At 65.1% G+C, this 13074-nt stretch carries 10 protein-coding genes; 4 read left to right on the forward strand and 6 right to left on the reverse strand.

Going from position 1 to position 13074, the window contains the following annotated elements; translation table 11 throughout:
• Positions 1–5 precede the first annotated feature (5 nt).
• The 3 genes from C3F42_RS06525 to C3F42_RS06535 all read right to left on the reverse strand — a co-directional run bounded on the left by C3F42_RS06525 (position 6) and on the right by C3F42_RS06535 (position 3254).
• Positions 6–1250 carry a lipoprotein-releasing ABC transporter permease subunit gene (locus C3F42_RS06525; RefSeq protein ID WP_104445289.1) on the reverse strand — a complete coding sequence of 415 codons (1245 nt, stop codon included), beginning with the start codon at positions 1248–1250 and terminating at the stop codon, positions 6–8.
• Between the two features lie 62 nt (positions 1251–1312).
• Positions 1313–1996, reverse strand: coding sequence for a lipoprotein-releasing ABC transporter ATP-binding protein LolD (gene lolD, locus C3F42_RS06530; RefSeq protein WP_177182890.1), 684 nt, complete (start codon positions 1994–1996; stop codon positions 1313–1315).
• A gap of 7 nt (positions 1997–2003) precedes the next feature.
• Positions 2004–3254, reverse strand: a complete 1251-nt coding sequence (locus C3F42_RS06535; RefSeq protein WP_038705753.1) for a lipoprotein-releasing ABC transporter permease subunit — start codon at positions 3252–3254, stop codon at positions 2004–2006.
• A 93-nt stretch (positions 3255–3347) separates the two neighbouring features.
• Here C3F42_RS06535 and C3F42_RS06540 point away from each other — a divergent pair, with 93 nt between their 5' ends.
• Together C3F42_RS06540 and C3F42_RS06545 are read left to right on the forward strand one after the other, a co-directional pair.
• The gene (locus tag C3F42_RS06540) at positions 3348–3932 is read left to right on the forward strand and encodes a PilZ domain-containing protein (protein WP_023631591.1); all 585 of its coding nucleotides are present in this window, start codon (positions 3348–3350) and stop codon (positions 3930–3932) included.
• A gap of 30 nt (positions 3933–3962) precedes the next feature.
• Positions 3963–4679: a glycerophosphodiester phosphodiesterase family protein gene (locus C3F42_RS06545; RefSeq protein WP_038705752.1), complete on the forward strand. Its 717-nt coding sequence runs from the start codon at positions 3963–3965 to the stop codon at positions 4677–4679.
• Between the two features lie 48 nt (positions 4680–4727).
• Here C3F42_RS06545 and sthA read toward each other — a convergent pair whose 3' ends face one another.
• From sthA to C3F42_RS06560, 3 genes are all read right to left on the reverse strand, one after another.
• Positions 4728–6122 (reverse strand): Si-specific NAD(P)(+) transhydrogenase, encoded by a 1395-nt coding sequence (gene sthA, locus C3F42_RS06550; RefSeq protein WP_023631920.1) that lies wholly within the window; start codon positions 6120–6122, stop codon positions 4728–4730.
• A 203-nt stretch (positions 6123–6325) separates the two neighbouring features.
• Positions 6326–7291 carry an FAD:protein FMN transferase gene (locus tag C3F42_RS06555; RefSeq protein WP_371041479.1) on the reverse strand — a complete coding sequence of 322 codons (966 nt, stop codon included), beginning with the start codon at positions 7289–7291 and terminating at the stop codon, positions 6326–6328.
• Between the two features lie 130 nt (positions 7292–7421).
• Positions 7422–8885, reverse strand: coding sequence for a glyceraldehyde-3-phosphate dehydrogenase (locus C3F42_RS06560; RefSeq protein ID WP_038705750.1), 1464 nt, complete (start codon positions 8883–8885; stop codon positions 7422–7424).
• A gap of 167 nt (positions 8886–9052) precedes the next feature.
• On the opposite strand from C3F42_RS06560, the gene mfd reads away from it, so the two are divergent.
• Positions 9053–12502, forward strand: a complete 3450-nt coding sequence (mfd, locus tag C3F42_RS06565) for a transcription-repair coupling factor (protein WP_038705749.1) — start codon at positions 9053–9055, stop codon at positions 12500–12502.
• 9 nt (positions 12503–12511) lie between these two features.
• Complete coding sequence (locus C3F42_RS06570) at positions 12512–13072, forward strand: CsiV family protein (RefSeq protein WP_104444208.1); 561 nt, start codon at positions 12512–12514, stop codon at positions 13070–13072.
• Positions 13073–13074: the final 2 nt, after the last annotated feature.

The raw sequence follows: 13074 nt of genomic DNA on the forward strand, positions 1-13074 counted from the left end.
ATGTCTTACTCGTAACGCAACGCCATAGCCGGCTCGATCTGCGAGGCGCGGTAGGCCGGGTAGATCGTCGCCAGGAAGCTCATCACCAACCCCGCCACGCAGATAATCGCAACATCGCCCCATTGCAACTCCGACGGCAGGCTGCTGATGAAGTAGATGTCGGAGGTGAAGATATGCTGGCCGCTGACTCGCTCGAGCCAACCGACCACCGCGCTGACGTTCAGCGCCAGGATCACCCCCAGCACACCGCCAAGCAAGGTACCGACGATACCGATCAAGCTGCCCTGGACCATGAAAGTGCCCATGATCTGCGCCGGCGTGGCGCCAATGGTACGCAGGATGGCGATGTCCGCGCCCTTGTCGTTCACCACCATCACCAGGGTGGCGATGATGTTGAACGCGGCCACGGCGATGATCATCATCAGCAGCAGGCCGATCATGGTCTTTTCCATCTTCATCGCGCTGAACAGGCTGCCCTGGGTGTGCGACCAGTCATCGGCGTGGTAGCCCTCGCCCAGGCTCGCGGCGATGGACTTGGACACCTGCGGCGCGGCATACAGGTCATGCAGCTTCAGGCGCACGCCCTGCACCTGGCCCGGTGCCCAGCGCTGCATTTCGCCGGCATCGGCGACGTGGATGTAGGCCTGGGAGCCATCCAGCTCGGCACCTACCTTGAAGATGCCGACCACGGTCAGACGCTGCATGCGCGGGGTGATGCCGCCCGGCTCCTTGCTGATCTCCGGGACGATCAGGGTCAGCTTGTCACCGGTATTCAGGCGAAAACGCCGAGCGGTCAATTCACCGATGACCACGCCATACTCGCCCGGCACCAGGTCCTGCAGGCTGCCCTGGACGATGTGCTGGGTGACGATGGAGACCTTGCCCTCCTCGGCCGGCTCGATGCCGGCGACCTGAATCGGCTGCATCGCCCCCTTGTACGAGAGCATGCCCTCCATTTCGGTGATGGGCGCGGCGGCCATCACCGCCGGGTTGCCTTCGGCGGCGGCGGCGACCTTGCGCCAGTCATCCAGCGGTTGCGTCCCGAGGATGGCAGCATGAGGCACCAGGCCAAGCACACGCGAACTCATCTCGCGCTGGAAGCCGTTCATTACCGACAACACCGTGATCATGGCCAGCACGCCGAGCGACAGGCCGATCATCGAGGTCATCGAGATGAACGAGATGAAGTGGTTACGGCGCTTGGCACGGGTGTAGCGAGCACCGATGAACAAGGGCAAGGGTCTGAACATGAACGGGAACACCCAAGTAGAAAATGAACCGGGGCCACCTCACGGGGCCCCGCGCAAGCGACTCAGATCGCCACCAGGTGCCCGTCTTCCAGGCTCAGCACGCGGTCCATCTGGCGCGCCAGGTTGAGGTCGTGGGTCACCACCAGGAAGGCGGTCTGCGAGTGGGTCGACAGCTCGCGCATGAGTTCCTGGATGCCCTGGGCGGTGTGGTGATCGAGGTTGCCGGTGGGCTCGTCGAGCATCACCAGGCCCGGACGGTTGACCAGGGCGCGGGCAATCGCCACGCGCTGGCGCTCGCCGCCGGACAGCTCCGCCGGCTTGTGGTTAAGGCGGTGGCCCAGGCCGACGCGCTTGAGCAGCGCCTCGGCGCGCTCGCGAGCCTCGCTGATCGGGGTCTTGCCGATCAGCAGCGGCATGCAGGCGTTCTCCAGGGCGGTAAACTCTGCCAGCAGGTGGTGGAACTGGTAGACGAAGCCCAACGCGCGGTTGCGCAGCAGGCCACGCGCCCGTTCGCCCAGCGCCGACAGCTCTTCGCCGGCCAGCCAGACGCTGCCCTGCGTCGGCGTGTCGAGACCGCCCAGCAGGTTGAGCAGCGTACTCTTGCCCGAGCCGGAGCTGCCGACGATGGCCACCCGCTCGCCCGGGTGCATTTCGAGGTTCAACCCCGATAACACCTGCACCGACTCCGGGCCTTCCTCGTAGCTCTTGCCCAAGTTGCGGCAGCTCAACACGGCTTTATCACTCATGCGCGACTCACTCATAACGTAGCGCCTCTGCAGGCTGGGTGCGCGAGGCGCGCCAGGCCGGGTACAGGGTGGCGAAGAAACTCAAAACCAGCGCCGCACCGCAGACCATGTACACGTCCTGGGCCTGGATCTGCGACGGCAGGTAATCGATGAAGTACACGTCGGCATTGAGGAACTTGTGCCCGATCAGGGCTTCGATGCCGGCGATGGCGGCGCTCACGTTGAGCGCGCCGAGGATGCCCAGTACCGCGCCGATCAGCGTTCCGACCACGCCGATCACCGTCCCCTGGACCATGAAGATGGCCATGATCTGCCTGGGCGTGGCGCCCAGGGTGCGCAGGATGGCGATGTCGCCACGCTTGTCGTTGACCACCATCACCAGGGTGGAAATGATGTTGAACGCCGCCACCGCGACGATCAGCAACAACAGCAGGCCGATCATGGATTTCTCCATGCGGATCGCCTGGTACAGGTTGCCGTGGGTGCGGGTCCAGTCCCGCGGGTAGTACTCCTGCTCGCCCAGCTGCTGGGCGATGGCCCAGGTGGCGCGCGGCGCCTGGAACAGGTCGTCGAACTTCAGGCGCACGCCCTGGACCTGGTCGGCCTTCCAGCGATGCAGGCGCGACAGGTCGGCGATGTTGGTCAGGCCCAGGTAGCCATCGATCTCGCCGGCGCCGACATGGAAGGTGCCGACCACGGTGAAGCGCTTCATGCGCGGGAACATGCCCGCCGGGGTCACGCTCACCTCGGGGGCGACGAAGGTCAGCTTGTCGCCGATGCCCACGCCCAGCTTCTGCGCGGCCTTGTCGCCGATCATGATGCCCCACTCGCCCGGCGCCAGTTTGTCGAGACCGCCATCGAGGACGAACTTGTCGATGATCGACACCTCGCGCTCGCGGGCCGGGTCGATGCCATTGAGCAGCACCTTCTGCACCTTGCCCTCATGGGTCAGCAGGCCCTGCATCTGGGTGAAGGGCGCAACCGCCAGCACCTGCGGATTCTGCTTTACTTTAGAGGCGAGGGCCTGCCAGTCGTCGATCGGCTGGCCGGTCTCCAGCGTGGCGTGAGGAATCATCCCCAGCACGCGGGTACGCATCTCGTGGTCGAACCCGTTCATCACCGACAGCACCACGATCATCACCACCACGCCCAGGGCGAGGCCGATCATCGAGGTGAGCGAAATGAACGAGACGAAGTGATTGCGGCGCTTGGCACGGGTGTAGCGCGTACCAATGAATACGAATAGAGGTCTGAACATGTCGGGGCTTGTTCGGATGAAAGGGAACGTCCTTGTGGCGAGGCGCCTACGGCGGCTTTACACTCGGACCACCGCCGTAACCTTGGGTTCGCCATGACGACATTAGACGAAGAAGATCGCCGCGAATACTACCGCATCGAAGATCGGATCGCACTTCAAATCAGCCCCCTCAGCGCGGCCGAAGCCCTTGAGACAGAACTGTTGCAGGATGATTCGGAGCTGTTCAACCTGCTCAGCGAACTGCACCTGTCGGACTTCGAGTCGCAACACCTGCTGCGCCAGCTGAGCGAGAAGGACCGCACCCTGGCCGCCTTCCTGCGCGCCCAGAACAAACGCCTGGACCTGCTCAGCGCCGTGGTCGCGCAAACCCTGATCGGCGAAATCGGCCAGCCGATGCCAGTGATCATTTCCGAAGGCGGCATCGAGTTCACCCAGGCCCGGAAGATCGCGCCCGGCACTCGGGTCAAAGTGAAGATGGTACTGATGCCCCGTGCCCATGGCCTGCTGCTGCGCGGCCGGGTCACCCATTGCGACCCGCGCCCAGACGGCGACTTCGAGGTCGGCACCGAATTCATCGACATGACCGACGCCCAGCGCCAGCTCCTGGCCCGCTACATCCTGCAGCGCCAGCAGCAGCAACGGCGCCAGGCGCTGGAACAGAACCAGCCGGATGCATAAGCCCTTTTTCCCTGATTTGAAGGAACGAACGTGACCCTGATCTATGGCCACCGCGGCGCCAAGGGCGAAGCGCCCGAGAATACCCTGCAGAGTTTCCGCCAGTGCCTGTCCCATGGCGTGGACCGCTGCGAACTCGACCTGCACCTGTCGGCGGACAACGAGCTGATGGTGATCCACGACCCCACTCTCAAGCGCACCACCGGCCGGCGCGGCAAGGTGGTCGAGCACACCGCCGCCGAGCTGGTGACCTACGACGCTCGCAAGGGCGGGCCGGGCCATGTGCAGCCCTGCCCCATCCCACGGCTCGAGGAGCTGTTCGCCAAGTGCCCGTTCGAGCATTGGCAACTGGAGGTCAAGAGCGCCTCGCGTACCCGCGCCGCCAGCACGGTGCTGGCGATCCGTGAGCTGGCCCTGCAGCACGGCCTGCTGGACAAGGTGACCATCACCTCGAGCTCACGGGAAGTGCTGGGTGCCGCCCAGGAGCTGGTGCCGGACGTGAAGCGCGGGCTGGTCGCCGAGTATGCCTGGCTCGACCCGTTGAAAGTCGCGCAGAACTACGGCTGTGAGATGCTGGCATTGAACTGGACGCTGTGCACCCCCGAGCGCCTGATCAAGGCGCAGCGCCAGGGTTTGCACGTGTCGGTATGGACGGTCAACGAACCGGCACTGATGCGCCGGCTCGCTGACTTTGGCGTGGACAGCCTGATTACAGACTTTCCCGGTTTGGCCAGGACCACCCTCGGGTAGGGCTGAAATCGGTCTCCCCGACCGGCTCAGGCCACCGGTCGGAGCCGCTCAAAAAAGCCGGTTCAGACCATCATAGGCGGCTACCCGATAGGCCTCGGCCATGGTCGGGTAGTTGAAGGTGGTGTTGACGAAGTACTTCAGGTTGTTCTGTTCGCCCGGCTGGTTCATCACCGCCTGGCCGATGTGGACGATCTCCGAGGCCTGGTAGCCGAAGCAGTGCACACCCAGGACCTCCAGGGTCTCGCGGTGGAACAGGATCTTCAGCATGCCTTGCGGCTCGCCGGCGATCTGCGCGCGGGCCATGCTCTTGAAGAAGGCCTTGCCCACTTCGTAGGGCACCTTGGCCTGGGTCAGTTCCTGCTCGTTCTTGCCGATCGAGCTGATCTCCGGAATGGTGTAGATGCCGGTCGGCACGTCGTTGACGAAGCGCCAGCTGCCGTTGTCGACGATGCTGCCGGCCGCCGAGCGGCCCTGGTCGTGGGCGGCGCTGGCCAGGCTCGGCCAGCCGATCACATCACCGGCACCGTAGATATTCGGCACGCTGGTGCGGTAGGTCTCGTCGACCTCGATCTGGCCACGGCTGTTGACCTTGATACCGATGTTCTCCAGGCCCAGCTTGTCGGTGTTGCCGGTACGCCCGTTGCACCACAGCAAGGCGTCGGCCTTGATCTTCTTGCCCGACTTCAGGTGCAGGATCACCCCGTTGTCCAGGCCTTCGACACGGTCGTACTCCTCGTTGTGGCGCACGGTGATGTTGTTGTTGCTGAAGTGGTAGCTCAGCGCCTGGGAAATCTCCGAATCCAGGAAGCTCAGCAACTGGCCGCGGTTGTCGACCAGTTCCACCAGCACACCCAGGCCGCTGAAGATCGAGGCGTATTCACAACCGATCACCCCGGCGCCGTAGACGATCAGCTTGCGCGGGGTATGGCTGAGGCTGAGGATGGTGTCGCTGTCATAGACGCGCGGGTGGTGGAAGTCGATGTCGGCCGGACGGTACGGGCGCGAGCCGGTGGCGATGATGATGTGCTTGGCGTTGAGCTTCTCGACCACGCCGTTGGGGCACACCACTTCGACGGTCTGCTCGTCGGCGAAGCTGCCGGTGCCGACGAACACATCGACGCGGTTGCGCGCGTAGTAGCCGGTGCGCGAGGCGACCTGCTTGCTGATGACCTTCTCGGCACTCTTGAGCACGTCGGGGAAGGAGAACCAGCGCGGCTCGCCGATGGCGCGGAACATCGGGTTGGTGTTGAACTGCATGATCTGCCGCACGGAGTGACGCAGCGCCTTGGACGGGATGGTGCCCAGGTGGGTGCAGTTGCCACCGACCTGGCGACGGCTGTCGACCATGGCCACCTTGCGCCCTGCTTTGGCGGCGTTCATTGCCGCGCCCTCACCGGCCGGGCCGGAACCCAGCACCACTACGTCGTAGTTGTAGACAGCCATGCGTACTCCTTCAGAACTGGCCCGCCGGCCGGATGGCCGCGGGGCGCGATCATGTCGCCGGGGCGCCATGAGAAAATTCGGGTGCAGTCTAATCAAGCGTGAACGCCGCGCACATTAACCCTTGGTCGCGTCGTAGGCCATTATTGCCTGCACTACATGTCGTTTCACCGTTTCCCTGGCCTGGATCATCCGTGGCTTGCCTTTCACTCGCCTTTCACCCGCCGCTCGAAGGCCGGCGTGGAACGGGAGACGAAACCACCCTCGACCCGGGTCACCAGCACCGCGGCGATACCGTGGGCGATGGCGAAATCCCAGCCTTGCTGCGGCCCGAGGATCAACAGCAGGGTCGAGTAGCCGTCGGCCAGCAGCGCCGAGGCGTCCAGCACCGTCACCGCCGCCAGGTCGTGGGCGACCGGGCGCCCGAGGCGGGCATCGAAGGTGTGCGAATAGCGCCGGCCATTGTCCTCGAAATAGTGCCGATAGTCACCCGAGGTCGATACGGCCAGGTCCTGCACGTCGATGACCTGGCGGGCGATCTGGCGATCCTCGCGCGGCAGCTCCAGCGCCACCCGCCAGGCACTGCCGTCGGGCTTGCGGCCCACGGCCTTGAGTTCACCGGTGGCCTCGGCGAGGAAGTTGTCGATGCCCATGGCGCGCAGGCGCTGGGCGATCAGGTCAACGGCGTGGCCGGCGGCGATGCTGTTGAAATCCAGCTCGATGGCGGCGTCTTTGCACAGGGCCTCGCCCTCGAGGCGCAGGTGGCGGTAACCCACGCGCAGGCGCGCCCTGGCCAGCGCCTGCGGCTCCGGCACCTGCATTTCGCGAGCCTGCGGGCCGAAGCCCCAGAGGTCGAGTAGCGGCTCGACGGTAAGGTCGAAGGCGCCCTGACTCTGTTCGGCCAGGTGCTGGCCGAAAGTAACCAGCTCCAGCATGTCGGCATCGATGGGCAGGCACTGGTTGGCCGGCAACTGGTTGAAACGGCTGACGATGGAGTCGCCGCGGTAGGTGGAGTAATGCGCGTCGATCGCCTGCAGGATGCTTTCAACCGCTGCCTGCACTTGCTCCGGCGCCGGGCCGCCGGGCTGGCGCACGTACTGGATGCTGTAGCTGCTGCCCATGGTCGGGCCGCCAAAGCGCTCGAGGGTCGGGGTTGGTTTGCAGGCGGACATCAGGATGAGGATGCAGATTAAAAGCGCACGCAACTTTAGATCTCAAGTGTCAGGACTGCCCCACGCTGAGGCCAGGCGAAAAAAAACGGGAACCCGAAGGTTCCCGTTTTCTCAACGCATTACAAGCGGATCAGCGTGGAAACGCTGGCGGGTTCACACCGGCCATGTCTTCCATCACGCGCACCACCTGGCAGCTGTAACCGAATTCGTTGTCGTACCAGACGTACAGGACAACACGGTTGTCGTTGCAGATGGTCGCCTCGGCGTCGACCACACCGGCGTGGCGCGAACCGACGAAGTCGGTCGATACCACTTCCTGGGAGCTGACGTAGTCGATCTGCTTGTGCAGCTCGGAGTGCATGGCGGTCTGGCGCAGGTACTCGTTCAGCTCTTCGCGGTTGGTGGCTTTCTCAAGGTTCAGGTTGAGAATGGCCATCGACACGTTCGGCGTCGGAACACGGATCGCGTTACCGGTCAGCTTGCCCTTGAGCACTGGCAGCGCCTTGGCGGCGGCAGTGGCGGCACCGGTCTCGGTGATGACCATGTTCAGCGGCGCGGCGCGGCCACGGCGGCTGCCCTTGTGGAAGTTGTCGATCAGGTTCTGGTCGTTGGTGAACGAGTGAACGGTTTCGACGTGGCCGTTGACGATGCCGTACTGGTCGTTGATGGCCTTGAGCACCGGCACGATGGCGTTGGTGGTGCAGGACGCCGCCGAGATGATCTTGTCGTCGGCGCTGATGTCGCCGTGGTTGATGCCGTGCACGATGTTCTTCAGCGCGCCCTTGCCAGGTGCGGTGAGGATCACGCGGGCGGCGCCCGGGCAGGCCAGGTGCTGGCCGAGGCCGTCGGCGTCACGCCATACGCCGGTGTTGTCGACGATCAGCGCATCGTGGATGCCATACTGGGTGTAGTCGACTTCGCTCGGGCTCTTGGCGTAGATCACCTGGATCAGGTTGCCGTTGGCGGTGATGGTGTTGTTGGCTTCATCGATGACGATGGTGCCGTCGAACGGACCGTGCACCGAGTCGCGGCGCAGCAGGCTGGCGCGCTTGACCAGGTCGTTCTCGGCGCCCTTGCGCACGACGATGGCGCGCAGGCGCAGGCCGTCGCCGCCACCGGTCTTCTCGATCAGGATGCGCGCCAGCAGGCGGCCGATGCGGCCGAAGCCGTACAGGACGACGTCGGTGCCCTTGCGTGCGGAAGCGTTCTGCTGACCCACGACGTCGGCCAGCTCGTCACGGACGAACTGCTCGGCGCTGCGGCCATTGCCTTCGGCCTTGAACTTGTTGGCCAGCTTGCCCAGGTCCACCGAGGCGGCGCCCAGCTTCAGCTCGCTCATGGCCTTGAGCAGGGGGAATGTCTCGTGGACGGACAGCTCGGTCTCGTCGGTCTGACGGTGACGGGCAAAGCGGTGGGCTTTGAGGATCGAGATAACCGAACGGTTGATCAGGCTGCGGCCATAGATCGAGCTCACCACGTTGTTGTTGCGGTAGAGCTGACCGATAAGCGGGATCATCGCTTCAGCCAGGGCTTCACGATCGATCCACTCACCAAGACACTGGTCGGGCTTCTGAGTCACGGTAACCTTCCACATGTAGGGGAACAAAAAAGGGGCTACATTATGACGCCCCGCGGCGTATCGGGCAATGAGCGCCTGTCGCCGGCGCCAACCCCCGTCGCCAAGCCCTTTCGAACCTGACAGCGCGCCTCGTCACCGGTACAATCGACCTCTTTGCCGCAACGCTTGGAGTCCGATCTCCCGTGTCAGTTCTGCGCCTACCGCAAATGTCGGCCACGGCCGGCAAACAAACCTGGGGCAACCTGCCCGGCGCGGCCTTGAGCCTGGCCGTCGCCGAGGCTGCCAGTACCGCCGGTCGCTTCACCTTGCTGCTGACCGCCGACAGCCAGGCGGCCGACCGCCTGGAGCAGGAACTGCGCTTTTTCGCGCCGGAACTGCCGGTGCTGCCCTTCCCCGATTGGGAAACCCTGCCCTACGACCTGTTCTCGCCGCACCAGGACATCATCTCCCAGCGCATCGCCAGCCTCTATCGGTTGCCGGAGCTGAGCCATGGCATTCTCGTCGTGCCGATCACCACCGCCCTGCACCGCCTGGCCCCCACGCGCTTCCTGCTGGGCAGCAGCCTGGTGCTGGACGTGGGCCAGAAGATCGACGTCGAGCAGATGCGCGCGCGCCTGGAAGCCAGCGGCTACCGCTGCGTCGACACGGTCTACGAGCACGGCGAGTTCGCCGTGCGCGGCGCGCTGATCGACCTGTTCCCGATGGGCAGCAAGCAGCCGTACCGCATCGACCTGTTCGACGACGAGATCGAGACCCTGCGCACCTTCGACCCTGAGAGCCAGCGCTCGATCGACAAGGTCGACTCGATCCGCCTGCTGCCGGCGCGCGAGTTCCCCATGCAGAAGGACGAGGTGACGCGCTTCAAGGCGCGCTTCCGCGAACGCTTCGACGTCGACTTCCGCCGTAGCGCGATCTTCCAGGACCTCACCAGCGGCATCATCCCCGCCGGCATCGAGTACTACCTGCCGCTGTTCTTCGAAGAAACCGCCACCCTGTTCGATTACCTGCCGGCCGACACCCAGGTGTTCTCGCTACCGGGCGTGGAACAGGCCGCCGAACACTTCTGGAACGATGTGCGCGGGCGCTATGAAGAGCGCCGCGGCGACATGACCCGGCCACTACTGCCCCCTGCGGAACTGTTCCTGCCGGTGGAGGATTGCTTCGCCCGCCTCAAGCAATGGCCACGGGTGGTAGTCAGCGCCGAGGACCTCGACGCCGGCGCGGGGCGCGAGCGCTTCCCCGCCCGCGCCCTGCCCAACCTGGCCATCGAGGCCAAGGCCCACCAGCCGCTGGCGGAACTGGCCAACTTCCTCGACCAGTTCAGCGGCCGCGTGCTGTTCACCGCCGAGTCCGCGGGCCGGCGCGAAGTGCTGCTGGAGCTGCTCGAGCGCCTCAAGCTGCGCCCGCAGACGGTCGACAGCTGGGCCGACTTCGTCACCGGCGGCGAACGCCTGGCGATCACCATCGCCCCCCTGGACGACGGCCTGCTGCTGGACGACCCGGCCATTGCCCTGGTAGCGGAAAGCCCGCTGTTCGGCCAGCGCGTGATGCAGCGCAGGCGCCGCGAGAAACGCGGCGAGGCGGCCAACGACGCGGTAATCAAGAACCTCACCGAGCTGCGCGAAGGCGCGCCGGTGGTGCACATCGACCATGGCGTGGGCCGCTACCTGGGCCTGGCCACCCTGGAAATCGACGGCCAGGCCGCCGAGTTCCTCACCCTCGAATACGCCGAGGGCGCCAAGCTCTACGTGCCGGTGGCCAACCTGCACCTGATTGCCCGCTACACCGGCAGCGACGACGCACTGGCCCCACTTCACCGGCTGGGCTCCGAGGCCTGGCAGAAAGCCAAGCGCAAGGCCGCCGAGCAGGTGCGCGACGTCGCCGCCGAGCTGCTCGATATCTATGCCCGGCGCGCCGCGCGCAAAGGCTATGCCTTCGCCGACCCGGCCGCCGACTACGCCACCTTCAGCGCCGGCTTCCCGTTCGAGGAAACCCCCGACCAGCAGACCGCCATCGAGGCCGTGCGTGCCGACATGCTCGCCGGCCAGCCCATGGACCGCCTGGTGTGCGGCGACGTCGGCTTCGGCAAGACCGAGGTGGCCATGCGCGCCGCCTTCATCGCCGTGCACAGCGGCCGCCAGGTGGCGGTGCTGGTGCCCACGACCCTGCTCGCCCAGCAGCACTACAACAGCTTCCGCGACCGCTTCGCCGACTGGCCGGTGAAGGTCGAGGTGATGAGCCGCTTCAAGTCGGCCAAGGAAGTGGCCAGCGCCGCAGCGGATCTTGCCGAGGGCAAGATCGACATCCTCATCGGCACTCACAAGCTGCTGCAGGACGACGTGCGCTTCAAGGACCTGGGCCTGGCCATCATCGACGAGGAACACCGCTTCGGCGTGCGCCAGAAAGAACAGCTCAAGGCGCTGCGCAGTGAGGTTGACATCCTGACGCTGACGGCCACGCCGATTCCGCGCACGCTGAACATGGCCGTGTCGGGCATGCGCGACCTGTCGATCATCGCCACGCCCCCGGCGCGGCGCCTGTCGGTGCGCACCTTCGTCATGGAGCAGAACAAGAGCACGGTGAAGGAAGCGCTGCTGCGCGAACTGCTGCGCGGCGGCCAGGTGTACTACCTGCACAACGATGTGAAAACCATCGAGAAGTGCGCGGCCGAGCTGGCCGAACTGGTGCCCGAGGCACGCATAGGCATCGGCCACGGGCAGATGCGCGAACGCGAGCTCGAGCAGGTGATGAGCGACTTCTACCACAAGCGCTTCAACGTGCTGATTGCCTCGACCATCATCGAGACCGGCATCGACGTGCCAAGCGCCAACACCATCGTCATCGAGCGCGCCGACAAGTTCGGCCTGGCGCAATTGCACCAACTGCGTGGCCGGGTCGGGCGCAGCCACCACCAGGCCTATGCCTACCTGCTGACCCCGCCGCGCCAGCAGATCAGCGCTGACGCCGAGAAACGCCTGGAGGCCATCGCCAATACCCAGGACCTGGGCGCGGGCTTCGTCCTGGCCACCAACGACCTGGAGATCCGCGGCGCCGGCGAACTACTCGGCGAAGGCCAGAGCGGGCAGATCCAGGCGGTCGGTTTCACCTTGTACATGGAGATGCTCGAACGCGCGGTCAAGGCCATCCGCAAGGGCACCCAGCCGAACCTCGAACAGCCGCTTGGCGGCGGCCCGGAGATCAACCTGCGCCTACCGGCGCTGATCCCCGAGGACTACCTGCCCGACGTGCATGCGCGCCTGATCCTGTACAAGCGCATCGCCTCGGCAGCCGACGAAGAGGGGCTCAAGGACTTGCAGGTGGAGATGATCGACCGCTTCGGGCTGCTGCCGGAGCCGACCAAGAACCTGATGCGCCTGACCCTGCTCAAGCTGCAGGCGGAAAAGCTCGGCATCAAGAAGGTCGATGCCGGCCCCAACGGCGGCAAGCTCGAATTCGAAGCCGAAACCCCGGTCGACCCGCTGACCCTGATCAAGCTGATCCAGGGCCAGCCCAAACGCTACAAGTTCGAAGGCGCGACCCAGTTCCGCTTCCTGGTGCCGATGGAACGCCCCGAAGAACGTTTCAACACCCTGGAAGCGCTGTTCGAGCGCCTCACCCCACAAAATCCATAAGGAAGCTTCATGCGTGCCATCCGTTGCCTGACCCTGCTGCTGGCCCTGCTCACGCCAGTTGCCTTCGCCGCAGGCCCCTACCAGGTGGAAATGATCCTGGTGCGGCAGAACGCCGTGCCGGCGATCACCAGCCCGTTCGCCCCGGAAGACTGGAGCGCCGGCGCGCCGCGCCTGGAAAAAGGCGCCGAGCGCCCGACCGGCCTGGGTGACGAAGTCACCCGCCTGCAGGCCACCGCCGATTACACCGTGCTGCTGCACAAGGCCTGGCAGCAGGATGGCGAAACCGTTGCCCTGAGTGCCGGTGACGAACAGTTCGGCCACTTCCCGATCGAGGGCAACCTGAGCATCCAGGAAAGCCGCTTCATCGCCGTGGACGCCAACCTCTGGGTCAACCAGCTCGACAGCAATGGCAGCGTGCTGCGCAGCGAGCAATTCAAGCAGAGCAACAGCAACATGAAAGCCGGGCAGCTGACCTTCCTCGATGGGGGTCACCTGGCCGTGCTGCTCAAGGTATCTCCTGCCGGCATGCGCAAGATGCCACTGCCGGATCCGGAAATGATGGAGCAGTGAAA

Origin of the sequence: Pseudomonas sp. PONIH3, assembly GCF_002934345.1 — a bacterium.
Taxonomy (GTDB): Bacteria; Pseudomonadota; Gammaproteobacteria; order Pseudomonadales; family Pseudomonadaceae; genus Aquipseudomonas; species Aquipseudomonas soli.

What these genes read in the sequence shown, in the direction of transcription:
- C3F42_RS06525 (WP_104445289.1), bottom strand. Translation starts at nt 1,250, where the DNA reads ATGTTCAGACCCTTGCCCTTGTTCATCGGTGCTCGCTACACCCGTGCC.
- lolD (WP_177182890.1), bottom strand. Translation starts at nt 1,996, where the DNA reads ATGAGTGATAAAGCCGTGTTGAGCTGCCGCAACTTGGGCAAGAGCTAC.
- C3F42_RS06535 (WP_038705753.1), bottom strand. Translation starts at nt 3,254, where the DNA reads ATGTTCAGACCTCTATTCGTATTCATTGGTACGCGCTACACCCGTGCC.
- C3F42_RS06540 (WP_023631591.1), top strand. Translation starts at nt 3,348, where the DNA reads ATGACGACATTAGACGAAGAAGATCGCCGCGAATACTACCGCATCGAA.
- sthA (WP_023631920.1), bottom strand. Translation starts at nt 6,122, where the DNA reads ATGGCTGTCTACAACTACGACGTAGTGGTGCTGGGTTCCGGCCCGGCC.
- C3F42_RS06555 (WP_371041479.1), bottom strand. Translation starts at nt 7,291, where the DNA reads ATGTCCGCCTGCAAACCAACCCCGACCCTCGAGCGCTTTGGCGGCCCG.
- C3F42_RS06560 (WP_038705750.1), bottom strand. Translation starts at nt 8,885, where the DNA reads ATGTGGAAGGTTACCGTGACTCAGAAGCCCGACCAGTGTCTTGGTGAG.
- C3F42_RS06570 (WP_104444208.1), top strand. Translation starts at nt 12,512, where the DNA reads ATGCGTGCCATCCGTTGCCTGACCCTGCTGCTGGCCCTGCTCACGCCA.